Raw genomic sequence first — 23,245 nt, forward strand, 5'->3', positions numbered from 1 at the left:
CACCGACCGGCGCGGCGGCGGGGCATCGTTCCCGCCGTTGCGTTCAACTCCGCCCGCGCCGCATCCTGAGCGTCGCCGACGGCGATTCGCCGAACGCCCGCTTGTACTCGATCGCGAACCGCCCGAGGTGCGCGAAGCCCCATTTCAGCGCGACGTCGGTGACCGACGCGAGCCCCGACGTGTCGCCGGCCAGCAGTTCCTCGCGCACATGTTGCAGCCGCAACTGTCGCACGAAGCCCATCGGCGTGATCCCGTGGCGATGGCGAAAGCCGGCGAACAGCGTGCTCGGGCTGACGCCCGCGAGTTCGGCGAGCCGTTCGATCGTCAGCGGCTCGTCGAGATGCGCGCGAATGTATTCTTCCACGCGCCGCACGTAGAACGGCGCAAGCGCCGTCGGCACGTGTCGCGTGCCGTTGCGCGCGCTGTTCGGGTGGCCGTGCAGCAGCAGGTTGAGCAGCGTCGATTCGAGCTGCTCGAACGCGAGCGGATGACGCAGCGGATGCGCGTCCGTCGCGATCGCGCCGGCGAGCACCGGCAGCAATTGCGCGAGACAGGTACCCTGCGGCGACGCCAGGTCGAATTCCGGTTCGAATTCGACGCTCGCGCGCCGGTCGTCGCCGAAATGCCGCTGCGCGTGGCGCTCCATCACTTCGCGCTCGATGCGCAGGATGACCTGCGGGCACGCATCGCCCCAGCGCATCTTCAGCGGCAGCGTCGGAGAAAGCAGCGACGCGGTGCCCGGCGACGACACGAAGCGCGTCGCGCCGCATTCGATCTCGGCGTGGCCGCGCAGCGGAATCTGCAGCAGGAAGAAATGTTCGAGCGGCCCCGGCTCGATGCTGACGCCGCCGCCGTAATCGAGCAGGTTCAACGACAGGTTGCCCCAGCGCGCATGATGCATGCAGCTGTGCAGCGCGCGCGATTCGCCGGTCGGCGTGAGCCGGTGCGGCTTGAACACGTCGGCGACGCGCGCGCGCACCTCGTCGACGTCGTTCGACTCCAGCAGCAGCGTGTCGTGATTGAAACAGGCGGCGTCGGCCAGCCAGCCGGTTTCGGAAAATTGCGCCATCGAAGTTCTCCCGTCGTGCTCGATCGCACTCGCGCCGTGCACGCATTCCCGATCTCGGGGAATCCGTCGCACGATCCGGACAGCGCTCGCAGTATCCGGACAGTCCGTCCCGCGAAACACGCAAGTCCAGCCCAAGCCACGCAAGAAGCGGACCGTTCGCGCATCGTAGAAAACTGTGCGGGCTGTCCGCATCCGCACATACCCGCGGTCCGCCGAGGCCCGCCGGCCCGCCGCGGCCGCTGTCGCAGGTTTCCGGAGTTCGCGGATAACGGCCGAAGAAAGCGGATAGAAGCGCGCATTTCGTCCGCCAATACTGGGCCCGTCACCGAAACCCACAGCATGGAGGGACACATGAACGGACGTCACATCGAGGTTCCATCGCCGGACGGCGGCGCGTTCCGCGCGTACCTGAGCACGCCGGCCGGCGGAACCGGGCCGGGCATCGTGCTCTGTCACGAAATTTTCGGCGCGAACGCGACGATGCGCGACGTGGCCGACTACTACGCCGAGGAAGGCTATACCGTGCTCGTGCCGGACCTGTTCTGGCGCCAGTCGCCGGGGATCGAGCTCGGTTACGCGGCGGCCGATTTCGAGCGCGCGATGGCCCTTTATCGCGAATTCGACGAAAACAAGGGCGTGGAGGACATCGGCGCCGCGCTGGACATGCTCCGCCAGCGGCCGGAATGCACGGGAGAGGCCGGCGTGCTCGGCTACTGCCTCGGCGGCAAGCTCGCCTATCTCGCCGCGTGCCGGCTGCCGGGCGTGGCCGCGGCGGTCAGTTACTACGGCGTGGGCATCGAGCATGCGCTGGACGAAGCGGCGCACCTGCGCGGGCGGCTCGTATTGCAGATCGCCGCGCAGGACCGCTTCTGCCCCCCCGACGCACAGCAGCGCATCGCGGATGCGCTGTCGGGCCGCGACGGCGTCGAAGTGTACGTCTACCCCGGCGTCGATCACGCGTTCGCCCGCGCCGGCGGCGATCATTTCGACAAGGCCGCCGCGGTCATGGCTCACCAGCGCGCGATCGCCGCGTTCCGCGCCGCGCTCGGCCCGCACTACGACCTGTCCGCGCTGTGGGAAACGCACCTGAAGCACGAGTTCGACACGCGCAACGTCGACGCGACGATGGCCACGATGGTCGCCGAGCCGTACGTCAACCATATTCCGACGCTGACGGGCGGCGTCGGCCACGACGAGCTCAAGCGCTTCTACACGCATCACTTCGTGCATGCGAACCCGCCCGACACGACGATCACGCCGATCTCGCGCACGATCGGCGCGAGCCAGATCGTCGACGAGCTGCTGTTCCGCTTCACGCACACCACCGAGATCGACTGGATGCTGCCGGGCGTCGCGCCGACCGGCAAGCGCGTCGAGATTCCGCTCGTCGCGATCGTCAAGTTTCGCGGCGACAAGCTCTATCACGAGCACATTTACTGGGATCAGGCGAGCGTGCTCGTGCAGATCGGCCTGCTCGACCCGTCCGGCCTGCCGGTCGCCGGCGTCGACACGGCCCGCAAGCTGCTCGACGAAACCGTGCCGTCCAACGGCCTGATGCGCCGCTGGCACGACAGCGCACCGTCGACGAAGGCGCGCTGACGCGGCCCCATCCTCACCCCACGATTCCCGGAGACACCCCATGAATGCCCTTGCTGGCAAAGTCGCGCTCGTCACCGGCGGCGCCACGCTGATCGGCGCCGCGGTCGCGCAGGACCTGAGCCGCGCCGGTGCGAGCGTCGCGATCCTCGATCTCGATGCGGACAACGGCGCACGCGTTGCCGCATCGCTCGGCGAACGGGCGCTGTTCCTCGCGCTCGACATCACCGACGACCGCGCGATCGAGCGCGCGATCGCGACGATCGTCGAACGGTTCGGCGCGATCGACGTGCTCGTCAACCTCGCGTGCAGCTACGTCGACAACGGCATCCACGCGACCCGCAACGACTGGCTCGCGGCGATGGACGTCAACGTCGTGTCGGCGGCGATGCTCGCGAAGGCCGTGCATCCGCACATGGCCCGGCGCGGCGGCGGCGCGATCGTCAACTTCAGCTCGATCTCCGCGCAGTGCGCGCAGACCGGCCGCTGGCTGTATCCGACCTCCAAGGCCGCGATCCGACAGCTCACGCGCAGCATGGCGATGGATCTCGCGCCCGATCGCATTCGCGTCAACTCGGTGTCGCCGGGCTGGACCTGGTCGCGCGTGATGGACGAGCTGACGCACGGCGACCGCGCGAAGACCGATCGCGTCGCCGCGCCGTTCCACCTGCTCGGCCGCGTCGGCGATCCGTCGGAAGTCGCGCAGGTCGTCACGTTCCTGTGCAGCGACGCCGCGAGCTTCGTGACGGGCGCCGACTACGCGGTGGACGGCGGCTATGCCGCGATGGGCCCCGAACAGGCGGTACCGGCGATTCCGCGGCTCGCGGAATGACCGCTTCGCGCCGCCCCTTCACGCAATCATTCCGGCCGCCACACGGCCAACCAAGGACACTCCCATGAGACGCATCGCTATCGTCGGCGCCGGCCAGTCCGGCCTGCAACTTGCCTTCGCCCTGCTCGACCAGGGTTACCACGTCACGCTCGCGACCAACCGCGACGCGGAGCAGATCCGCTCGGGCAAGGTCATGTCGAGCCAGTGCATGTTCCACACGTCGCTGCAGATCGAGCGCGATCTCGGCCTGAATACGTGGGAGGAAGCGTGCCCGTCCGTCGAAGGCATCGGCATCGCGGTGCCGCACCCGGACGGCAACGGCCGCAAGGTGATCGACTGGTCGTCGCGGCTGACCCGCTACGCGCAGTCGGTCGACCAGCGCGTGAAGATGGCCGACTGGCTCGACGGCGTCCGCCGCCGCGGCGCGGACGTGCGGATCGGCGACATCGGCGTGCCCGAACTCGATGAACTCGCGAGCAGCCACGACCTCGTGCTGCTCGCGGCGGGCAAGGGCGACATCGTCAACCTGCTCGGCCGCGACGATGCGCGCAGCCCGTTCGACCGCCCCCAGCGCGCGCTGGCGCTCACCTACGTGAAAGGGATGACGCCGAGCGAGCCGTATTCGCGCGTGCGCTTCAACCTGCTGCCGGGCATCGGCGAGTACTTCGTGTTTCCCGCGCTGACCACCACCGGCCCGTGCGAAATCATGGTGTTCGAAGGCATCCCGGGCGGCCCGCTCGACTGCTGGGCCGACGTGAAGACGCCCGAGCAGCATCTGGACCGGAGCCTGTCGTTCCTGCAGCAGTACGTACCGTGGGAATTCGAGCGCTGCCGCGACGTCGAGCTTACCGATCCGAACGGCACGCTGGCCGGGCGCTTCGCGCCGACGGTACGCAAGCCGTTCTTCCGGCTGCCGTCGGGCCGCACCGTGTTCGGGATGGCCGACGCGGTGGTGGTCAACGATCCGATCACCGGCCAGGGCTCGAACAACGCCGCGAAATGCGCGAACGCGTATTTCGCGGCGATCGTCGCGCGCGACGCCGCGCCGTTCGGCGAAGACTGGATGCAGCAGACGTTCGAAAGCTACTGGGCCTATGCGCAGCATGTCGTGCGCTGGACCAACTCGCTGCTCACCCCGCCGCCGCCGCACATCCTCGAACTGCTCGGCGCGGCCGGCCAGTCGCCGTCGCTTGCCAAGGTGATCGTCGACGGCTTCGACGATCCGCGCCGGTTCTCGCCGTGGTGGTTCGAGCCGTCGGCGTGCGCGGCGCTGATCCGGCAACACAGCGTGCGAGCGGAGTAACCGTCATGGAAACGACCGTTACCGACCGTCCGGCCCTCGACCCGATGCAGTTGCGCGCCGCGTTCGGACAGTTCCCGACCGGCGTCACCGTGATCACCACGTGCGCGGCCGACGGGCGCAAGGTGGGGCTCACCGCGAATTCGTTCTCGTCGCTGTCGCTCGATCCGCCGCTCGTGCTGTGGAGCCTGCGCAAGGTCGCGCCGAGCCGCCCGGATTTCGTCGCGGCGACCCATTTCGCGATCAACATCCTCGCGCACGACCAGATCGACCTGTCGCGCCGCTTCGCGACGCCCAGCGCCGACAAGTTCGACGGCGTGCCGCACGCGGAGTCGGAAAGCGGCGGCGTGCCCTGCCTCGACGGCGCGAGCGCGCGCTTCGTGTGCCGCAACGTCGGCCACTACGAAGGCGGCGATCATTTGCTCTTCATCGGCGAGATCGAGCAATTCGACGCGTTCGGCAAGGCGCCGCTCGTGTTCCATGCCGGCCAGTATCGCGCGATCGCCGATCACCCCGATCTTTCGCGCGCGTTTTGATTAGTACATACAAATAATATCCAGGAGGTGGTGAACATGAAATTCGGCTCTCGCCTGCTCGTCGCCGCGGGCTTCGCGCTCGTCGGTCTCGCCGGCCACGCGCCGGCCCTTGCGGCCGACCTGCCGGCCGTCAACCTCGGCATGACGAGTTTCCTCGACGGCATGCCGCCGGCCGGCGCCGGCTGGTACGGCACGCAATACCTGCAGTACTACACGGCCGGCCGCGTCAACGACAATGCGGGCAACAAGGTCGGGTTGCCGAAGCAGGACATCGACCTGTTCGCGGGCTTGAGCCAGCTCGTCTATCAGTCGCCGCTGACGTTCGCCGGCATGCATCCGGGCCTCGACGTGATCCTGCCGTGGATCGCGTCCGCGCGGACCGACGACGGCATCGGCAACGTCGCGCTGAATGCGCGCGCCGGCTTCGGCGATCTGCTGATCGGCCCGTTCGTCCAGTTCGACCCGGTGATGGGCGCGCAGGGCCCGCGCTTCGCGCAGCGCGTCGAATTCCAGTTCATCGTGCCGACCGGCGCGTACGATCCGTCGCGCGCGATCAATCCGGGCAGCCATTTCTGGTCGTTCGATCCGTACTGGGCGGCGACGCTGTGGCTCACGCCGAAATGGACCGTATCGTGGCGGCTGCACTATCTGTGGAACGCGACCAACCATCGGCCGGCCACGGCACTCGGGCCCGACGTGACGTCGACGCAGGCCGGCCAGGCGATCCACGTGAACTTCGCGACCGAGTACGAAGTGCGGCCCGGCCTGCGGCTGGGCCTCAACGGCTACTGGTTGCGCCAGACCACCGACATGAAGGCCAACGGGCACGAGGTGCCGGGCACGCGGGAAGCGGTATTCGCGATCGGGCCGGGGGCGATGGTCAGCTTCTCGCCGCACGATCACCTGCTGTTCAACGCGTACTTCGAGACGTATGCGCGCAACCGGCCCCAGGGGACGCGGATGGTACTGCGCTACGTGCATCATTTTCAGTGACGCACCGCGCGCCGGCCGCCCCGATCCGGCGCACGCCGTGTCAAACGGTTAGCAGTAGGGGGCAGCCGTGAAGGCGGTGGACTACGGCTTGTTCCATGATCGACCATGGGTCCAGGATGCATTGTCGCCGCTATGGTCGATCTGTCTCGCGGCGCCGCCTGGGGAGGGAGCCTCCATGAAGCCTGTCGCGGTGCCGGCCGCCGATTGGACCGGAGGCCGGCACACGTAGCCTGTATCGATGCGAACGCAGCCGCATCCGTGCATCGCTCATTGCGCGATGCCGACGAACGTGGGCAGCAGCACGCGATACACGTGAATCATCGCCGGGCCGAGCAGCACCACCATCAGCGCGGGGAAAATGCAGAAGATCAGCGGGAACAGCAGCTTCAGCGCGATCTTCGCCGCGCGTTCCTCCGCGCGCATCCGGCGCCGCGTGCGGAGCATGTCCGACAGCACGCGCAGCGATTCGCTGATGCTCGTGCCGAACCGGTCGGCCTGGATCAGCATCGCGCAGAACGATTCGATGTCCTCCACGCCGGTGCGCAGCGCGAGATTGCGCAGCGCCGTTTCCTTCGTGAAGCCGGAGCGCATCTCGAGCAGCAGCAGATCGAGTTCGCTCGCGACCACCTCGCTGCGAAACCGCAGTTCCTCGCTCACCTTCATCAGCGCCGCGTCGAGCCCGAGCCCCGCTTCGACGCACACCGTCAGCAGGTCGAGCGCGTCCGGGAAATCCTCGAAGATCTTCTGCTGGCGCACCTTGACCCGCTGCGACAGCACGACGTTCGGGATGTAGTAGCCGATGCCGGCGAGCGCGACGAGGATCAGCGACAGCAGCGCGCGCTCGTCGCCGAGCGACGTCGTGATCAGCGCCAGCAGCGCCGCGCACGGCAGGCCGAGCGCGAGCACCGTCTTCGCGGTGAAATACAATGCGGCCGCGCTCTGGTTGCGCCAGCCGGCATTCATCAGCCGGATGCGCAGCGGCGAACTCTCCCAGCCTTCCTTCGGCACCGACAGCTTCGAGATCGGGGTGGACAGCTCGACCAGCTTCGCGACCCAGCGCGACGCCATGTCGTCGCCGTCGCCCGGGCCGGCGACGGCGCCCGCCCCGGCTCCGCCGGCCTGCTCGATTCGGCGCTGGATGCTGCGCGGCGCGAACAGCAGCATCGCGACGAGCACGCCGCCGGCCACGAAGATGAACAAGCCGCCCAGCATCACGGCCTGGACCACGCTCAGGTTTTGCATGACAACCTCGCAACGGTTCGTTATTCGGCGCGCGTCAGACGCGAATGCGCACGATTCGGCGGATCCAGAACAGGCCGAACAGCATCGACACCAGCATCGTGCCGACCATCCGGATGCCCGCGGGATCCTCCCAGAGCACGGACAGGAATTCGCGGTTCAGCAGCGCCATCACCGCCGCGGTGCCGAACGGCAAGAGCCCGAGAATCCACGCCGACAGCCGCCCTTCCGCCGACAGCACGCGCACCTTGTCGAACAGCTTGAAGCGCTCGCGGATCAGCCCGGCGATGCTGTCGAGCAGCTCGGCCAGGTTGCCGCCCGTCTCGCGCTGGATCAGCACCGCGATCACGAAGTAGCGCAGGTCCTGCACCGGCACGCGCGTCGCGAGGTTCATCAGCGCGTCGTGCAGCGACACGCCGTAGTTGACCTCGTCGAACGTGACGCGGAACTCGCCGCCCATCGGCTCGGAAAACTCGTCGCCGACCATCCCGAGCGTGCTCGTGAACGAATGACCGGAGCGCAGCGCGCGCGCGATCATGTCACAGATGTCCGGCAACTGCCGCTCGAGCTTGCGCATCCGTCGCGCGCGGCAGCGCAGCACGTACGCCATCGGCATCCAGCCGGCGACGAGCGCGATCGGCACCGCGGCCAGTTGCGGCAAGCGCGCGAAACTCGCCGCGAACCACGCGAACGCCGCGAACGTCGCGCTGAGCGTGATCAGCTTCGGCAGCGTCCAGTCGAGGCCCGACTGCTGGATCACGAGATCGAGCGCGTGCACGCGCGGCATGCGCAGCAGCAGCCGGTCGAACGATTTCGACTCGTCGAGCATCCGCTTCTTCAGGATCGACAGCCGCTCCTGCTGGACGTTGCCGCCGGCCGACATCGCGCGAATGCGCGATTCGATCCGGCGCGCGGCGGTGCCGTGCCGCGCGTTCCACCATTGATAGATGCCTTCGATCGACAGCACGACCGCGACGAAGGTAAGAATCACAAAACCGTAAAAGATCGCATTCATGAGGCCTCCCCGGCAGCACACGGCGCCTGTCGTCAGTCCGTTTCGTAACGCACGGACGGGTCGTACAGCGAATCCGGCAGGTTGATGCCGAACGCCTGCAGTCGCTCGACGAACTTCGGCCGCACGCCGGTCGCGCAGAAGTGGCCGCGCACCGAGCCGTCGCGGTCCACGCCCGTGCGCTTGAACGTGAAGATCTCCTGCATGTTGATGATGTCGCCTTCCATCCCGGTCAGCTCCTGGATGCTGACGATCTTGCGCTTGCCGTCGGTCAGCCGCGCCGCCTGCACGACCACCGAGATCGCCGACGCGATCTGCTGACGCATCGTCTTCGGCGGCAGCGTCAGGCCCGACACGCTGACCATGTTCTCGAGCCGCGTCAGCGCGTCGCGCGGCGTGTTCGCGTGGATCGTCGCGAGCGAGCCTTCGTGGCCCGTGTTCATCGCGTTGAGCATGTCGAGCGCTTCGGCGCCGCGCACTTCGCCGAGGATGATCCGGTCCGGGCGCATCCGCAGCGCGTTGCGCACCAGCGTGCGCTGCGTGATCTCGCCCTTGCCCTCGATGTTCGGCGGACGCGTTTCGAGCCGCAGCACGTGCGGCTGCTGCAGTTGCAGCTCGGCCGCGTCCTCGATCGTCACGATCCGCTCGTTGCGCGGAATGAAGCCGGACAGGATGTTGAGCAGCGTCGTCTTGCCGCTGCCCGTGCCGCCCGACACCAGCACGTTCACCTTCGCGCGCGACAGCGCGTCGAGCAGCTCGGCCATCGGCGGCGTCAGGCTGTGGAAGCGCACCAGGTCGTCCATCTTCAACGGGTTGACCGCGAAACGCCGGATCGACATCAGCGGCCCGTCGATCGCGGACGGCGGGATGATCGCGTTCACGCGCGAGCCGTCCGGCAGCCGCGCATCGACCATCGGGCTCGATTCGTCGATGCGGCGCCCCACGCGCGACACGATCTTCTCGATCACCTTCATCAGGTGCGCGTCGTCGTAGAACGTCACGTCGGTCAGTTCGAGCTGCCCGCAGCGCTCGACGTAGACCTGCCGATAGGTGTTCACGAGGATGTCGGAGATGCCGGGGTCGCGCAGCAGCGCCTCGAGCGGGCCGAAGCCGAACATCTCGTCGTACACGTCGATCGCGAGCTGGCGCCGCTCGATGTCGTTCGCCGGCATCCGCTCCTCGTCGAGGATGCGCGCGATCAGCGAGCCGATCTCCATGCGGACCTGATCCTGATGCAGCCGCGACAGGCGCTCGAGCTCCACGCGCTCGAGCACGGCCAGGTGAATTTCGCGGCGCAGCTTCTGGTATGCGTCGCGCACCGACGAATGCGCCGGGCCGGCCGGCTCGCTGCCCGCCGCCAGCGGCTGGGCCCGGTGCAACGACATCTGTTCGCGCAATGACATGATGGTTCCCCGAAAGAATTACATCGACTTGAGCTTCGGCGTGGCCTTGCGACCGAACAGCCGGGACATCAACGGTTCGCTGTGCGTCGCGCCGCGTCCCGCGCGCACTCCGCCGTCGACGAGTTGCTTCGCGCAGCCCTGCAACGCACGCGCGACCGCCGAGCCGCGCGCGAGCCGCGACACCGGATGGCCCTGGTTGATCGCTTCGAGCACGGTGTCGGCGTCGTCGGGAATCGTGCAGGCCGCGTGCAGGCCGAGCACTTCCTCGAGCGCGGTGCGGGTGCGCTCGCTCGCTCGCGTCGTGCGGTTCACGATCAGCCGCATCTGGTCGGTCGAGTAGCCGAGCGACACGAGAATCTCCAGCAGCCGGCGGCCGGCGCGCACGTGCGGCATCGCGGGCTGCAGCACGATCTGGATCTGGTCGCTGCGATCGAGCGCGACCATCGACAGCGGGTTGATGGCGACGCCGACGTCGAAGATCACGAAGTCGTAGCGCGGCGCGGCGACGCCGAGTATCCATTCGAGCGCGTCCTCGCGCATCTCGGCAGCCTTGACCGGGTCGCCCGCGCCCGCGAGCACGTGGAAGTTGTCCGTCACGTGCGCGACGCTCGCGTCGAGAAACGCGCTGTCGAGCCGCTCGATCTGCGCGCACAGCTGCGGCAGCGTCGACGGCGGGGCTTCGTCGCTGACGAGGAACGCCGCGTCGGCGAACTGCTGGTTCAGGTCGATCAGCAGCACGCGGCGCTTGAAGCCCTCGGCGATCTCGAACGCGACGTTGCCGGCCGCGAAGCTCGTGCCGGCCCCGCCCTTGCACGACATGAACGACACGATGCGCGTGTCGTCGGTATCGCGCGGCGTGCTTTGCGCGGCCGCCCGGCCGAGTGCGTTGCCGAGCGCCTGCGGATCGAGCGGCCACTGCAGCACGTCGCGCGCGCCCGCCCGCATCGCATCGAGCAGCACGTGCGGCGATGCGTCGGCCGTCACGAGGATGCAGGTCAGGCCCGCATGCGCGCGGCAGATGCGCTCGATCGCCGACAGCTCGGACGGCTCGAGCGACGTGCCGTCGATCAGCAGGATGTCGAACGCGTCGAGCCCGTCGGTGCGATGTTCGATCTGCGACGGGCGGCCGGTGGCGCGCGTCGTGCGATAGCGTCCGCAGTCGGCCACGAGACGCGCGATCTGCGAAAGCCGCGCGGTATCGTCGGAAGCTACGAGGATGTTGATCATGTCGTGTGCCTCGTCTTTTCGATTAGTTGCAGGCGGAGCCGCCCGTCGCGGAATTCAGGCTTTCGCGCGGCAGCGTCGTCGTGAACGGCGGCATTTTCACCGTGACGTTCATGAACGGGATCATGGTCTTGACGGTGACGTTCGTGACGCTCACCGTCACGAACGAGCACGTGTTGATGTCGCAACTCGACGGCGTGTAGTTCACCGACACGTTCGCGTTCGACAGCAGCGGCAGCAGCGATCGCACGCGCTTCACGACGCCCGCGGCGTTCACGTCGCACACCACCGCGGTGCGCGCGCCGAGGCGCACGGCCTCGCTCGCGGTATTCCAGTAGAACAGCACGCGGCCGAACTCGAAGATGCCGATCAGCAGCATGATCAGCACCGACGCGATCAGCGCGAATTCGACGATCGCGACGCCGCGCTGCGTGCGCCGGCGTGACAGCGGGAAATGGCGCGCATTCATGACACCTGCCTCATCACGGTGACGATGTTGCCGAAGGTGATCGACGGCAGCCCGGGGAACGCAGGGATCGGCTGGTACCGGTAGCCCGAGATCTTCACTTCGACGACGTTGATCGCGCCCGTGGCCGTGCCGCTCGGCGCGTTGTTGTTCGAATCGTAGGTCGGCAGGTTCGCGAACTGCGACGGGTCCGACGCATCGCTGCAGCCGGTCGTGCGCTGTGCGTCGCAGATCGTGACCATCGACGTCGTGAGCCCGGGCACGAGCTCGGTGCCCGACGTGCCGCACGTCGTGCTGCCGTAGACGACGAGGCACTGCGCCTGCGACACCGGATACGCGCTGTCGGTCGGCAGCCAGACCGACAGGTAGCGTGCCGCATCGCGCGTGGCCTTGGTCAGCGTCTCGTACTGGTAGATCGCGCGGCCGAATTCGGCCACGCCCGTCGCGAGCATGATCATCGGCATCAGCACGAGCGCGAACTCGACGGCGACGACGCCGCGGGTGCGCGAACGACGAATCGGTGGCTTCTTCATGATCGTCTCTCCGCTATTGAACGAGCATCGGCACCTGCGTGCCCGATGCACTGCCGCTACCGGGCAAGCCGTGCGTCGCGCACGGGTTGTTGCCCGACACCGACGAGCCGAGGTATTCGAGGTGCGCGACGACGGCGCCGCTGCCGGCGCTGAACGGGAGCGGATCGAGCATCAACACGCAATCCCATTGCGTGACGTGCACCTTGCCGCTGGTGCCCTTCAGCGCCGAACAGTCGCCTTCCGGCGCGAGCGCGAGGCGGCGGTCGCTGCCGTAGGTCGCGTAGTTGCTCGCCGCCGCCGTGCCGTTGGTGGCGATGCCGCTGCCCGACGGTGGCGCGCCGTCGCCCTGGTAAGGCTTGAAGCTCGCGCGGTCGGCCACGAACTGCGTGTATGCATCACCCTTGATGCCCGGCGTTCCCGGCGGCCCGTAATTCGGGCCGACATACGCGTAGCCGGTGAAGTCGGGCTGGCCGCTCGAGCCGTTCGCGCCGTTCGTGTAGATGCCGAAGCGCGTATTCCATGCACGCTGCGACGCCGCCTTCATGCCCGTGGTGGCCAGATCGGGCGGGCTTGTGATGTTGCAGGTATTGCCCGACAGTTCGCTCGCGAGCGTCGTCTCGTTCGCCGAGCCGTCGAGCGCCGCCCAGCCGAAGTTGCCGGGCCCGTACGTCGACGACGACCCCGACGGCGACGAAATCCAGTCGCCGACCTTGTAGGCCGGGTCGGACGGGCCGCGGCACACGAACACCGGAATCGCGCAGGTCGTCTGCCCGCCGCCGACGGTCGCGATCGCGCTCGCCGACACTTCCGCCGCATTCGCGAGCTTCGTGCCCGGCAGCACGTTCAGCACCTCGATGAACCAGTGCGCGATGTTGCTCAGCGTCGCGGTGCACTGCACGTACTTGATGCTCGCCGGGTTCGTGACCGCGTTCTTGGTCAGGAACGGGTTGGTCAGCGAATCGCTGAACGTGACGTTCGCGTTCGTCGACATCTGCACCGACTTCTTCTGGAAAAACACGAAATTCAGATGGCCGGCGGCGATGCCGTCGGCTTCGGCCACCGACAGGCTGATCGCCGAGGTCAGGTCGCGCGCAGCCGACAGCGCGCAGGCATCGGCGCTGTTCTGCAGTTCGCTGCGCGTGACGTACAGCTTGCCGAGATCCAGCGCGAGCCCGACGAACCCGATCATCACCGCCAGCGAAAGGCCGACGATGATCGCGACGGCACCGCGCTGGCGATGCGGGCTGCGACGCGTGAGTTTCGGATAGCGGGCTGCGCGGTTCATGGCGTTCTCCCTGAGCGTGGTGTCGTTACTGCGTGGCCTTGCCGATGCCGATCACGAATGCGTTGGCGGGCGGCACGGCCTGCTTGAACGACTTGTCGTAGTTGTCGAGCGCGGCCGCGGCGGCGTTGCCGTCGACTCCCGATGCCGACGAAGGATGTTCGCCGGCATGCGGATCGATGATCTGGGCGTGCATCACGGTGCGGACGGAGTCGCCGAAGCGGCTGTCCCACACCGGCGTCGACGACATGCAGCCGGCAAGCGCGAACGCGAGCGGGACGGCGAGCGCCGCGCGGCGCACGAATACGAGGTAGGCGGATTTCATGAGCTTCCCCTTGGATGGCTTCAACGATCGGTGGACTGCGGTTCCGCGCCGGCGCGCGCAATCTGCGCGTTGGGCGCCGCGGCGATCCGGTGCTTCGCGCGCCCCGCCGGCTGGGCTGGCGTATCGGGGCCGGCTGCCGCGAGGCGCGCGGCGGCGGCTTCGATGCGCGCGACACGCGCCGCGGTGGCCGCATCGGGCTGCGGCGCGGCGGCCGCGACCGGCGCCGCTTTCGGCGGCTCGGCCGGCGCCGGCGGCTGCACGGCGGCTTGCGGCGCGCGCGGCGCGGGCAGCGCGGCCGGCGCGACCGGGGCTTCCGATTTCGGCGCCGGAGCGGGTGCGGGCCCCTGGGCCGGTGTCTGCGGCGCGGCGGCGGCATCGTTCGCGGGCTGCATCGGCTGGGCGCCTGCCTTGCGCACGCCGCGGCGGCCTTCCATGTTGCCGGTCGCATACACGTCGATTTCGTTCGGCTTCGAGAAGCTGTCGGTCGGCAGCGCGACGTCGGCGGTCTGCAGCGGCTTCACCAGGTGCGGCGTGATCAGGAAGATCAGCTCGGTGCGGTCCTGCTGGAACGACGTGCTGCGAAACAGCGCGCCGAGCACCGGCACTTCGCCGACGCCGGGGATCGCCTTCAGCGCGCCAGTCGCGTTGTCCTTGATCAGCCCGCCGATCGCGAACGATTCGCCGTCGCTCATCTGCACCGTCGTCGATGCGCGCCGCGTCGTGATCAGCGGCAGGATCGACGTGCCGCCGATGTTGGTCGCGCTCAGCGTGACGCCCGTCTGCGACAGCTCCGACACTTCCGGCGCGACCTTCAGGCTGATCCGGCCGTTGGCCAGCACCGTCGGCGTGAACTTCAGCGCGACGCCGAATTCCTCTTCCTGCAGCGTGATCGACGACGTGCCGTTGCCGCTGCTCTGCGGGATCGGGATGAAGATCTTGCCGCCCGCGAGGAACGTCGCTTCCTGGCCGCTGATCGTCACGAGGTTCGGCTCCGCGAGGATCTTGACGAGGTTGTCGGTGTTCTGCGCGTCGGCCGCGATGCTGAACGGCTTGTTGTTCGCCTTGTTGAAGATGGCGCCGCTCGCGACACCGGCGAGCAGGTTGCTGACCAGCGCGCCGCTCCACGAACCGAACCCGCCCTGGATGTTGAACGCGCTGCCCATCTGGTTGATCAGCGTCTTCGACACCTCGGCCACCTTCACCTCGAGCATCACCTGCTGCGGCGACGTGACGTTCAGCATGTTGAGCACGCCGCCGCCCTGCTTGCCGCCGCCCGCTGCATCGCCCGCGCTGTCGCCGTATGCGTGGGCGATCTGCACCGCCTGCTGCGCGGCCTGCGAGCTCGACACGGTGCCGGCGAGCACGATCGTGCCGGCCGCCGTCGACACGTGAATGTCGCGCTCGTTCGGCATCAGTTGCAGCAGCGACGCCTGCAGGCCGCCTGCGTCCGCGCCGACCGCGACGTCGATCACGCGGCACGCACCGCTCCTGCCCTGCACGATCATGTTGGTCGTGCCGACCGCGAGCCCGAGGATGTACAGCGTCTGCGGCGACACCATCGTCGCCTGCGCGACGGCCGGATTGCCGATCGTCCGGTTGCGGACCGGCTCCGGCATCGGCACCAGCAGCGACTTGCCGAGCGGCACCGCGACGCTGGTCGATTCGCGCACGGCGCCGACGCAGTTCGGCCCGCGCAGCGGCCCCGCCGATGCGGCGGGCGCGGCGGCCGGCGCCGGCGACATGCTGATCGTCATCTGCATCGGCCCCTTGCCGACCGCGGCCGGCGCGCTGGCGCCGCCCTTGGTCAGCACCGCCGATTCGATGCCTTCCTGGGCGAGTGCGCCATATACGGTCAGCCATCCCGAACAGAGGATCGCGGCCATCATCGTGCCCCGTGCGACGCGTGTGCGCAGTGGGCCGGTACCTGTGCGTTGCGGTTTGATCTTCATTTCGTCTGATCCCCCGAGAGACCGGCGCCGTGCCGGTTATCGACTTCCAAGGCCGTCGCGCGTTGCCGGCGGCCGGTTTGTTTATCTGGCTGGTTCGATCTGCTTCAGAAACATTCGACGCTACCCTTCACGCCCGACAGCACACCGACGCAGTCGCGCCGGACTTCCGGTGCCGCATGCGACGCGACGTGCACGCGCACCGGCCGCGCATGGACGGGCGCCGGCGGCGCTTCCGGTGCGGGCGCCTTGCCGAGCAGCGTCATCTTCGTCGCGCCGCCGGTGGCCAGCGTCTTCTGGTCGACCTGGTTGCGCAGCACCAGCGACAGCGTGCCGACGCTGCGTGCGAGGTCGAGCCGTTCGGCCTGGTCGGGCGTGACTTCCAGCGTCACCGCGTTGACCACCTTCGGCGCCGTGTCGTCGCGGCTGACCTGCTGCGCGACGGCGAGCACGAGGATGTGCTCGAGCACGATCTTCGAGATGCTCTGCCCGTCGGTCTTGCCTTGCTGTTCCTGCGTGTTGACGATCACGTCGACGTAGTTGCCGGGCAGCGCGAAACCCGCGACGCCGACCACGTCGTTCACGCGCACCGTGATCGCGCGGCTGCCGTCGGCGATCACCGCGGACAGCCCGCCCTTCGTGCCGACCGGCGCGAGCTTCGACTCGATCACCGGCTCGCCGCGCGCAAGGCTGGTGCGTACGACGCGCCCTTCGAGCGCCTTCGTATCGGTGAACGCGCCGGTGGGCACGCTGCCCGACGGCCAGCTCACCATGTGGATCTGGTTCGGCCCGAGCGGCTCGCCCAGGTTGAGGTCGGTGGTGGCCACCGCGACGGACGTGACCGAGCTCGTGGATGTCTGCATCAGCCAGTGGGAGGCGAATACGACCGCGGCAAGACCCGCGATCATCGCGACGACCAGCATCATGACCGCTCGACTGTTTTTCATGGCAATGCTCCTCGACGAATCGTGAAAGAAACCGCTCAACCGGTAACGAACGTACGGCCTCCGCGCTCGATGGGCGGCGGATGGCCGCCGTCCCGTTCGGGCGCCGCGCCGAAATAACTCGCCCACGCGTCGTACAGCGCGTCGTGCGTCACCTCGGGCGGATCGCCGCGGTAACGCGCGCCGGCGGCCACGAGGCGCAGCAGGTCCGCCGGAAAGCACGCGAGAAACGCCTTGCCGGTCGGCAGATGCAGCCGATGCAGCAGGAAATCGAACGCATCGCTCGCCGAGACGAGCCCGAGCGTCGCGCAGGCCGCGTCGTATACCGCGCGGTAGTCGTCGATCGACATCGCGCCAACGTGCAGCTTCGAGCCCAGGCGGCGCATGAACGCGTCGTCGCAGAACTGCTCCGGCGCGAGGTTGCTCGAGAACACCGGCCATACGTCGAACGGCATCACGAAGCGGTTGCCGGATTCGAGCGTCATGAAATCGACGCCGCGATCGAGCGGACGCAGCCAGCGGTTGAGCAGGTCGCGCGGCTCGACGCGCTGGCGGCCGAGATCGTCGACGACGTACATGCCCATGTTCGCCTTCATGTGCGGCGGCGCCTGGTAGAAGCCGGCCGCTTCGTCGCGACGCAGGTCGAGTTCGTCGAGCGTCAGCTCGCCGCCCGACATCACGACCGGCCGCCGGCACAGACGCCAGCGCCGATCGACCGACTGGCCGCCGCACGCGGCTTGCGCATCGACGTGCACGAGCGGGTCGTAGACCTGGATCACTTCGCCCGCCGCGCAGATCGCGTGCGGCACCGGCACGCGGCCGTGCATCAGCGAGCCGAGCCGCTCGGCGAGAAAGGTCTTGCCGCTGCCGGCCGGGCCGTAGATCAGCAGCGGCCGGCCCGCATTCAGCGCGGCGGCCGCCGCATCGAGCACCGCCGTGTCGATCACGACGCCCTCGAACGCGGCCCACACGTCGCTCTGGCCGATGTGCAGTTTGCGCACCGAATGCGCGGCCACGCTCGCGAGATACGCGTCGAGCGTGACCGGCGCGGGACCGCTGTAGCCGCTGCGTTCCCGCTCCTCGAGCGCGAGCACGCGGCCCGCATCGGTCAGGCGGAACGTCACGTCGAGATCGGTCGCGCCGCGATGGGTCAGCTCGACGAGATGCTCGCGCACCAGGAATGCAAAGACGTCGTCGAGCACCGCGAGCGGCAGGCAGTGCCGCTCGACCAGGTCGCCGTACGACGGGCGGCCGAGCACCAGCGTCGACTTCAGCACGAGGCCGGCGACGAACGCCATGCTCAACCCGGTTTCCGCGAGCGAGCGCGGCGCCGGCGGCAATTGCGCGCCCAGCTTCGTGTGGACCTCCCGCGACGGCAGCGGATCGGGCAGGCGTGCCACCTGCGCGTCGCGTCTCGGTTCGGTGTGGTTCGTGTTCATGATCGTTGCGTCCTCGTTTCGGATCCGCCGCGCTATGCGCACGACGCGAACAGCATGCCCAGCGTGCCGGCCGCGATCGCGACGCCATACGGCAGCGTGCCGACCGACGCGATCTCGACCGGGCCGTCGGCGGCCTCGGCGCGCGCCGCTTGCGAGCGCCGCACGATCAGCGTGCGCACGTTCGCCCACATCCGGCGCATCCGCCCGCGCAGCAGCGCGTAGGCGACGGCGCCGATCCCGCCGGCCAGGAACGTGGCCAGCACGATGTAAAACGTCATTTCCGCGCCGACCCATGCGCCGATCGCCAGCATCAGCTTCACGTCGCCCGCCGCCATGCCGCGCAGCAGGTAGAACGGCAGCAGCAGGCCGAAGCCGGTCGCGGCGCCGGCGAGCCAACCGAGCACGCCCGCGGGCACGCCGTGCAACAGGCACTGCGCAACCAGCGCGCCGGCCAGGCCGAGCAGCACGAGACGGTTCGGAATGCGACGGGTCGCGATGTCGGTGCTGGCCGCGGCGATCGCGAGCAGCGTGACGCACAACGGAACCGGATAAGGCGGCGCAACGGGAAACATGGCGAACCTCGCGGGTCGAATCGGTGGATCAGGAAGCCATCGCCAGCGCGGTGGTCACGGCGGTGCTCACGGCCGCGGCGATCATCTCGTACGCATCGCCGAGCGAACCCTTCAGCGTGACGACGCTGCCCAGTACCGCGATGGCGAACATCGACGCGAGCAACGCATACTCGATCGACGTCACACCTCGTTCGTCGGCGATCCAGCGACGGGCGACACGCACGATGGCTTTCATGATGGTCTCCGGTGTCCGGTTGACGGAATCGCCGGGGACGGCTCGAACGCTGCACCAGCCGAGCCGTCCACGGCACGCTCCATCAGATGCCTGCAACCGCCGAATCGAGGTCGGCCGCGATCGTGCTGAACACGGTCTTCAGATCCTTCCCGATGGTCGACAGCGCGAGGATGATGCCGACTGCGATCAGTGCGGCGATCAGGCCGTATTCGATGGCGGTCACGCCGTCTTCGTCGCGAATGAAACGGCCGGCTTGTTGAATGAACTTGGACATGATGTTCTCCTTGCGTGGTGACTTTCAAAACCCTCGCGCACCGGCTGGTCGGACGACCGTGCATCGATACGTCGAGGAATGTCGTTGATGCCGTGTGGCGCCGACGAACGATCCAGACGATTCGGGCGAACCGTTCGTCGTACCGTCCATCAGATGCCTGCTACCGCCGAGTCCAGATCCGCGGCGATCGTGCTGAACACGGTCTTCAGATCCGTACCGACCGTCGCCAGCGCGGCGACGATGCCGATCGCGATCAGCGCGGCGATCAGGCCGTATTCAATGGCCGTCACACCGTCCTGATCCTGGACGAACCACGCGATCTTTTCGATGATTCTTGACATGAGCGTTCTCCTTTCGGACTGCTATGAAATACCCTTCGTCGGTCATGACGTCGGGGGTGGGCACCACCGGCACTACTCTGGAAATCGGAAGCCGACGATCAGTCGCGGAAACGCGGCGGACCACCGCGGTCCATGCGAACGGGTATCGGCGAGACGGAGCATGAGAGACGCGCGTACGGTGCGACCGGCCGGATGAACCGGGCAGGTCGATCGAACTGAACGGCACGACGGCCGTCCGACGCATGGAATCCGGTTGAACGGGAGATGAATTCCCGGCAAAGCCGCAATGTGTCTTTAACGCGGCTTGCGATCCGCGATGTGCTGTGGTCTTTCATTTTTATTCCCCATGTACTGCCATGCCGATTTCTTATTGCCCTGAAGCGACCGGGTCTCTCGGGTCGTTCGACGACGGTTGCCGCGGTGGATCGAACGGGAGCTGCGTGTTCCCCGACGCGCTCCGGCCCGACTTTTTCCGCAGGTGATTCGCGAGCCGGTTCCGCTGCCTGTTGCCCGAACCGCCCGCTCGTCACATCGTCGACTGCCGTGCCAACGCTTACGCAAAGAGCGGACCATCCCGGGCGAAATCGAGACGCACCAAGGGTTTCGGCGATCCACCCGGCCTCCCGCCAACCGCCCGGCCGCCGAAATGTTTCAACTTTGATATATGCGGCGCCGGCGCATGTAGCCGGCATGAAACCCCGTCATCGCGCTGCACAAAGGTCCGAAAAAATTTTCTCGGGATTTTCCCGAACGCGGCGGCGCGCCCGGGCGTCGCGGGTTCCGCGGCATGCCCGGCCGGTAAAAATCGCGGAATGTTTCAGGCCAGAAACACGAATGCCGGCGGCGGCGTTTTCTCATACCAGAAACGGCGGTTTTCACCCGAATCGCTGAACACATTCAATGTCGGCCGGCCGTGCGCGGTTTGCATCACGCGATTTTTTCTTCAACAATGAATTCACCGGACAACGCCAATTCAGCGCGATTCGATCCGCAGGCACGACAACATCGAACGGCCGCGACAGACCACGCGGCCAAACCACAGACGGGGCATCATGTACACAGCCAATCGTGAAACGCGCGATCGCGCCATACGCTGTGCTCAATGGCTGACGGCCGACCGGATCATTCCGTACAGCTGCATCATGCTGATGCTCTTCGTCGTGCTCCTGATCGTCTGGGGTGTCGTGACCGACGGCTTCACGTCGAACGCCACCGCCCGACCGGGCACCGACTTCTCGGTCTTCTGGACCGCATCGCATCTCGTGTTGCAAGGCCATGCCGCGGCGGCCTACGACACGTCGTCATTCCTGCAGGCCGAGTTCGCGCACTTCGGTGCGTATCTGCAAAACCGGCCGCTTCCCTGGCTCTATCCGCCGACGATGCTGCTGTTCATCGCGCCGGTTGCCCTCGTGCCTTTCCTGCCCGCTTACTTCCTCTTTTTCGCGGGCAGTCTTTTATGCTACGCGTTCGCCGTCTCGCGCTTGTCGGGGCTGCGCGCGCATCTTCCCGTGCCGCGCGCCGCGGCGCTCGTCGTCGTCGCGTATTCGGCGGTGTGCATGTCCGCGCTGTTCGGCCAGAACAGCATCCTGACCGCCGGCCTCGCCGCGCTCGCGCTGCATCTGCTCGGCAGGCGGCCGGTCCTGGCCGGCGTGCTGATCGGGCTGCTCGCGATCAAGCCGCAACTCGCCGTCGTGTTCCCGTTCGTGCTGATCGCGACGCGTGCGTGGCGCACCTTCGCGGCGGCGGCGCTCAGCGCGACGCTGTTCGCGGCGGCCGGCGTCGCGCTGGCCGGCCCCGCCGCGCTGCACGGGCTGAGTCATGCGATGGCGACGGTACGCGCGCAGCATTTCATGCTCGCGTCGTACTGGCTCGCGTCGCCGACGCCGTTCGCCGCGCTGCGGCTCGCGGGCGCGCCGGTGGCGGCCGCGCTGGCCGCCCAGGCGGCGGTCGCGTTCGTCGCGCTCGCCGCGGCTGTCAACGTATGGCGCCGCACGCGCGACATGCGGTTGCGCGGCGCGGTGCTGGCCGTCGCCACGCTGCTGACGACGCCGTACCTGTGGAACTACGAGCTGACGTGGCTCGGCATCGCGCTCTTCTGCCTGATCGCGCACGGCCTCGACGAAGGCTGGCTGCCCGGCGACCAGGGCATTCTCGTGCTCGCGTGGCTGCTGCCGATCTTCGAAATGCTGAACCGGCTGATGAAGCTGCCGCAGATCGGGCCGGTCGTGCTGCTCGCGGTGCTGTTCGTCGTCGTGCGCCGCACGGCGCTCGCGTCGCGGAGCGCACGATGAAGACGCCGTCGTTCGCCCGTCACGCGCACCCGAATGCCGATCTGCACCCGGAACTCCCGATCGCCGGCCCGCGCCGCCATCCGCACTGGCTCAATCGCGATCGCGTGCGTCTCTATGCGGCCGCCGTGCTGCTGACGGAGCTGCTGTTCATCGCCATTTACCTGATCCGCGTGCACCTGTCGCACGGCGGCGCGCTGGAGCCGCTGTCGCAGGATTTCTCGCCGGTGTGGAGCGCCGCATGGCTCGCCGCGCACGGGCACGGCGCCGACGCGTGGCATTACTCGGCGCTGTTCGCGGTCCAGAAGCTCGCGGTCCCGACGATGACGCTCGCGGACGGCACGCTGCCGTGGCTCTATCCGCCGACGATGCTGCTGCTCGTGGCGCCGCTCGGCTGGCTGCCGTACACGCTGGCGCTCGTGCTGTGGCTCGGCATCGGCATCGCGCTGTTCGCCGCGGCGATGCGCGCGACCGTGCAGCGCGACGTCGCGTGGCTGTGCGCGCTCGCGTTCCCCGGCGCGTTCCTCACGGTGATCGTCGGGCAGACGAGCCTTTTCACCGCGACGCTTGCCGCCGTCGGCCTGCTCGCGCTGAAACGCCGCCCCGTCTGCGCCGGGATCTGCTTCGGGTTGCTGACGATGAAGCCGCAGCTCGCGGTGCTGTTCCCGCTCGCGCTGCTGTGCGCGGGCCAATGGCGCGCGCTGGCCGCATGGGCCGCGACGATCGCCGTCAGCGCCCTGCTCGCGACGCTCGCGTTCGGCGTCGCCCCGTGGATCGCGTTCGCGCACCTGATCGCCCACGTCTACACGATCGTGGGCACCGGTCACGCGAAGCTCGCTCGCATGCCGACCGCATTCGCGCTCGCGACGATGGCCGGCTGGCCCGCGCTCGTCGCGCGCGGCCTTCAACTGCTGTCGGCGGCGGTTGCCGCGGTCGCCGTCGTCTACGCGTGGCGCGGCGCGTGCTCGTATGCCCTGCGCGCCGCGACCCTCGCGTGCGCATGCCTGCTCGTCAGCCCCTATCTGTACGACTACGACCTGACGTGGTACGGCATCGTGATCGCGTGGTACGCACGCTATGCGTCGACGCGCGGCTGGCGGCGCTTCGACCGCGAATGGCTGATGCTGCTGTGGCCGATGCCGCTCGCGGGCCTCGCGATCGTGCCGCACCTGTCGTTCCAGTTCATGCCGCTCGCGACGCTCGCGTCGCTCGCGCTGCTCGTCAGCCGGATCGCCCGGGAAAGACGCGACGTGCCGTCGATGCCCGACGCGCGCGACACCTCGACCGAGACCGGGTTCACCCACCCGCTCCGGCCACACCACCGCCCGGCGCACGGCATGCGCCGCACCGGCCGCCCGTCGCTCGGCGCCGGCAGGTAAAGCGACATCACAAGGGG

23 protein-coding genes are annotated in these 23,245 nt (G+C 68.1%); 7 read left to right on the forward strand and 16 right to left on the reverse strand.

Annotated elements, in window-relative coordinates; genetic code table 11:
- Positions 1-43: 43 nt before the first annotated feature.
- A complete protein-coding gene (locus KPB06_RS09295) occupies positions 44-1,069 on the reverse strand; it encodes an AraC family transcriptional regulator (RefSeq protein ID WP_059577669.1) in 1,026 nt (341 codons plus the stop codon).
- 351 nt (positions 1,070-1,420) lie between these two features.
- Here KPB06_RS09295 and KPB06_RS09300 point away from each other — a divergent pair, with 351 nt between their 5' ends.
- The 5 genes from KPB06_RS09300 to KPB06_RS09320 all read left to right on the forward strand — a co-directional run bounded on the left by KPB06_RS09300 (position 1,421) and on the right by KPB06_RS09320 (position 6,326).
- Positions 1,421-2,668 (forward strand): dienelactone hydrolase family protein, encoded by a 1,248-nt coding sequence (locus tag KPB06_RS09300; protein ID WP_275905516.1) that lies wholly within the window; start codon positions 1,421-1,423, stop codon positions 2,666-2,668.
- A 40-nt stretch (positions 2,669-2,708) separates the two neighbouring features.
- Entirely contained in the window at positions 2,709-3,497 is a 789-nt protein-coding gene (locus KPB06_RS09305; RefSeq protein ID WP_059577664.1) for an SDR family oxidoreductase, read from the forward strand.
- A 64-nt stretch (positions 3,498-3,561) separates the two neighbouring features.
- Entirely contained in the window at positions 3,562-4,800 is a 1,239-nt protein-coding gene (locus KPB06_RS09310; RefSeq protein ID WP_275905515.1) for a styrene monooxygenase/indole monooxygenase family protein, read from the forward strand.
- Between the two features lie 5 nt (positions 4,801-4,805).
- Positions 4,806-5,333 carry a flavin reductase family protein gene (locus tag KPB06_RS09315; RefSeq protein ID WP_059577660.1) on the forward strand — a complete coding sequence of 176 codons (528 nt, stop codon included), beginning with the start codon at positions 4,806-4,808 and terminating at the stop codon, positions 5,331-5,333.
- A 36-nt stretch (positions 5,334-5,369) separates the two neighbouring features.
- Positions 5,370-6,326, forward strand: a complete 957-nt coding sequence (locus KPB06_RS09320) for a SphA family protein (RefSeq protein WP_059578017.1) — start codon at positions 5,370-5,372, stop codon at positions 6,324-6,326.
- 267 nt (positions 6,327-6,593) lie between these two features.
- Here the strand turns inward: KPB06_RS09320 and KPB06_RS09325 are convergent, their stop codons facing one another.
- The 15 genes from KPB06_RS09325 to KPB06_RS09395 form a co-directional block, all read right to left on the reverse strand.
- Positions 6,594-7,568 (reverse strand): type II secretion system F family protein, encoded by a 975-nt coding sequence (locus tag KPB06_RS09325; RefSeq protein ID WP_059577657.1) that lies wholly within the window; start codon positions 7,566-7,568, stop codon positions 6,594-6,596.
- Positions 7,569-7,602: 34 nt separating this feature from the next.
- Positions 7,603-8,580 carry a type II secretion system F family protein gene (locus KPB06_RS09330; RefSeq protein ID WP_059577655.1) on the reverse strand — a complete coding sequence of 326 codons (978 nt, stop codon included), beginning with the start codon at positions 8,578-8,580 and terminating at the stop codon, positions 7,603-7,605.
- A gap of 32 nt (positions 8,581-8,612) precedes the next feature.
- A complete protein-coding gene (locus tag KPB06_RS09335) occupies positions 8,613-9,980 on the reverse strand; it encodes a TadA family conjugal transfer-associated ATPase (protein WP_059577652.1) in 1,368 nt (455 codons plus the stop codon).
- Positions 9,981-9,998: 18 nt separating this feature from the next.
- Positions 9,999-11,207, reverse strand: coding sequence for a CpaE/TadZ family protein (locus tag KPB06_RS09340; RefSeq protein ID WP_059577648.1), 1,209 nt, complete (start codon positions 11,205-11,207; stop codon positions 9,999-10,001).
- A gap of 22 nt (positions 11,208-11,229) precedes the next feature.
- Complete coding sequence (locus tag KPB06_RS09345) at positions 11,230-11,673, reverse strand: TadE/TadG family type IV pilus assembly protein (protein WP_059577645.1); 444 nt, start codon at positions 11,671-11,673, stop codon at positions 11,230-11,232.
- Positions 11,670-12,203 carry a TadE/TadG family type IV pilus assembly protein gene (locus KPB06_RS09350; protein WP_059577642.1) on the reverse strand — a complete coding sequence of 178 codons (534 nt, stop codon included), beginning with the start codon at positions 12,201-12,203 and terminating at the stop codon, positions 11,670-11,672. The genes KPB06_RS09345 and KPB06_RS09350 overlap by 4 nt, the downstream gene beginning before the upstream one ends.
- Before the next feature lie 13 nt (positions 12,204-12,216).
- Positions 12,217-13,488 carry a pilus assembly protein TadG-related protein gene (locus KPB06_RS09355; protein ID WP_059577638.1) on the reverse strand — a complete coding sequence of 424 codons (1,272 nt, stop codon included), beginning with the start codon at positions 13,486-13,488 and terminating at the stop codon, positions 12,217-12,219.
- A 25-nt stretch (positions 13,489-13,513) separates the two neighbouring features.
- The gene (locus KPB06_RS09360) at positions 13,514-13,810 is read right to left on the reverse strand and encodes a hypothetical protein (RefSeq protein ID WP_059577636.1); all 297 of its coding nucleotides are present in this window, start codon (positions 13,808-13,810) and stop codon (positions 13,514-13,516) included.
- Between the two features lie 20 nt (positions 13,811-13,830).
- Positions 13,831-15,759 carry a type II and III secretion system protein family protein gene (locus KPB06_RS09365; protein WP_059577633.1) on the reverse strand — a complete coding sequence of 643 codons (1,929 nt, stop codon included), beginning with the start codon at positions 15,757-15,759 and terminating at the stop codon, positions 13,831-13,833.
- A gap of 104 nt (positions 15,760-15,863) precedes the next feature.
- Positions 15,864-16,703: a Flp pilus assembly protein CpaB gene (gene cpaB / locus KPB06_RS09370; protein ID WP_059577632.1), complete on the reverse strand. Its 840-nt coding sequence runs from the start codon at positions 16,701-16,703 to the stop codon at positions 15,864-15,866.
- Between the two features lie 35 nt (positions 16,704-16,738).
- Positions 16,739-18,139 (reverse strand): ATPase, encoded by a 1,401-nt coding sequence (locus tag KPB06_RS09375; RefSeq protein ID WP_089466198.1) that lies wholly within the window; start codon positions 18,137-18,139, stop codon positions 16,739-16,741.
- 32 nt (positions 18,140-18,171) lie between these two features.
- Complete coding sequence (locus KPB06_RS09380; protein ID WP_089466199.1) at positions 18,172-18,711, reverse strand: A24 family peptidase; 540 nt, start codon at positions 18,709-18,711, stop codon at positions 18,172-18,174.
- 28 nt (positions 18,712-18,739) lie between these two features.
- Positions 18,740-18,946 carry a Flp family type IVb pilin gene (locus KPB06_RS09385; RefSeq protein ID WP_060313811.1) on the reverse strand — a complete coding sequence of 69 codons (207 nt, stop codon included), beginning with the start codon at positions 18,944-18,946 and terminating at the stop codon, positions 18,740-18,742.
- 82 nt (positions 18,947-19,028) lie between these two features.
- A complete protein-coding gene (locus tag KPB06_RS09390) occupies positions 19,029-19,220 on the reverse strand; it encodes a Flp family type IVb pilin (RefSeq protein WP_059577621.1) in 192 nt (63 codons plus the stop codon).
- Positions 19,221-19,369: 149 nt separating this feature from the next.
- Positions 19,370-19,561 (reverse strand): Flp family type IVb pilin, encoded by a 192-nt coding sequence (locus KPB06_RS09395; RefSeq protein WP_006483618.1) that lies wholly within the window; start codon positions 19,559-19,561, stop codon positions 19,370-19,372.
- A gap of 1,052 nt (positions 19,562-20,613) precedes the next feature.
- On the opposite strand from KPB06_RS09395, the gene KPB06_RS09400 reads away from it, so the two are divergent.
- A complete protein-coding gene (locus tag KPB06_RS09400) occupies positions 20,614-21,852 on the forward strand; it encodes a glycosyltransferase family 87 protein (protein ID WP_226094177.1) in 1,239 nt (412 codons plus the stop codon).
- Positions 21,849-23,228 carry a glycosyltransferase family 87 protein gene (locus tag KPB06_RS09405; protein ID WP_089466201.1) on the forward strand — a complete coding sequence of 460 codons (1,380 nt, stop codon included), beginning with the start codon at positions 21,849-21,851 and terminating at the stop codon, positions 23,226-23,228. The genes KPB06_RS09400 and KPB06_RS09405 overlap by 4 nt, the downstream gene beginning before the upstream one ends.
- Positions 23,229-23,245: the final 17 nt, after the last annotated feature.

Source organism: Burkholderia semiarida (genome assembly GCF_029268935.1).
GTDB lineage: Bacteria > Pseudomonadota > Gammaproteobacteria > Burkholderiales > Burkholderiaceae > Burkholderia > Burkholderia semiarida.

Excerpts from the sequence above, each read along its gene's own strand:
- KPB06_RS09295 (WP_059577669.1), bottom strand. The coding sequence starts at position 1,069 with ATGGCGCAATTTTCCGAAACCGGCTGGCTGGCCGACGCCGCCTGTTTC.
- KPB06_RS09300 (WP_275905516.1), top strand. The coding sequence starts at position 1,421 with ATGAACGGACGTCACATCGAGGTTCCATCGCCGGACGGCGGCGCGTTC.
- KPB06_RS09305 (WP_059577664.1), top strand. The coding sequence starts at position 2,709 with ATGAATGCCCTTGCTGGCAAAGTCGCGCTCGTCACCGGCGGCGCCACG.
- KPB06_RS09310 (WP_275905515.1), top strand. The coding sequence starts at position 3,562 with ATGAGACGCATCGCTATCGTCGGCGCCGGCCAGTCCGGCCTGCAACTT.
- KPB06_RS09315 (WP_059577660.1), top strand. The coding sequence starts at position 4,806 with ATGGAAACGACCGTTACCGACCGTCCGGCCCTCGACCCGATGCAGTTG.
- KPB06_RS09320 (WP_059578017.1), top strand. The coding sequence starts at position 5,370 with ATGAAATTCGGCTCTCGCCTGCTCGTCGCCGCGGGCTTCGCGCTCGTC.
- KPB06_RS09325 (WP_059577657.1), bottom strand. The coding sequence starts at position 7,568 with ATGCAAAACCTGAGCGTGGTCCAGGCCGTGATGCTGGGCGGCTTGTTC.
- KPB06_RS09330 (WP_059577655.1), bottom strand. The coding sequence starts at position 8,580 with ATGAATGCGATCTTTTACGGTTTTGTGATTCTTACCTTCGTCGCGGTC.
- KPB06_RS09335 (WP_059577652.1), bottom strand. The coding sequence starts at position 9,980 with ATGTCATTGCGCGAACAGATGTCGTTGCACCGGGCCCAGCCGCTGGCG.
- KPB06_RS09340 (WP_059577648.1), bottom strand. The coding sequence starts at position 11,207 with ATGATCAACATCCTCGTAGCTTCCGACGATACCGCGCGGCTTTCGCAG.
- KPB06_RS09345 (WP_059577645.1), bottom strand. The coding sequence starts at position 11,673 with ATGAATGCGCGCCATTTCCCGCTGTCACGCCGGCGCACGCAGCGCGGC.
- KPB06_RS09350 (WP_059577642.1), bottom strand. The coding sequence starts at position 12,203 with ATGAAGAAGCCACCGATTCGTCGTTCGCGCACCCGCGGCGTCGTCGCC.
- KPB06_RS09355 (WP_059577638.1), bottom strand. The coding sequence starts at position 13,488 with ATGAACCGCGCAGCCCGCTATCCGAAACTCACGCGTCGCAGCCCGCAT.
- KPB06_RS09360 (WP_059577636.1), bottom strand. The coding sequence starts at position 13,810 with ATGAAATCCGCCTACCTCGTATTCGTGCGCCGCGCGGCGCTCGCCGTC.
- KPB06_RS09365 (WP_059577633.1), bottom strand. The coding sequence starts at position 15,759 with ATGAAGATCAAACCGCAACGCACAGGTACCGGCCCACTGCGCACACGC.
- cpaB (WP_059577632.1), bottom strand. The coding sequence starts at position 16,703 with ATGAAAAACAGTCGAGCGGTCATGATGCTGGTCGTCGCGATGATCGCG.
- KPB06_RS09375 (WP_089466198.1), bottom strand. The coding sequence starts at position 18,139 with ATGAACACGAACCACACCGAACCGAGACGCGACGCGCAGGTGGCACGC.
- KPB06_RS09380 (WP_089466199.1), bottom strand. The coding sequence starts at position 18,711 with ATGTTTCCCGTTGCGCCGCCTTATCCGGTTCCGTTGTGCGTCACGCTG.
- KPB06_RS09385 (WP_060313811.1), bottom strand. The coding sequence starts at position 18,946 with ATGAAAGCCATCGTGCGTGTCGCCCGTCGCTGGATCGCCGACGAACGA.
- KPB06_RS09390 (WP_059577621.1), bottom strand. The coding sequence starts at position 19,220 with ATGTCCAAGTTCATTCAACAAGCCGGCCGTTTCATTCGCGACGAAGAC.
- KPB06_RS09395 (WP_006483618.1), bottom strand. The coding sequence starts at position 19,561 with ATGTCAAGAATCATCGAAAAGATCGCGTGGTTCGTCCAGGATCAGGAC.
- KPB06_RS09400 (WP_226094177.1), top strand. The coding sequence starts at position 20,614 with ATGTACACAGCCAATCGTGAAACGCGCGATCGCGCCATACGCTGTGCT.
- KPB06_RS09405 (WP_089466201.1), top strand. The coding sequence starts at position 21,849 with ATGAAGACGCCGTCGTTCGCCCGTCACGCGCACCCGAATGCCGATCTG.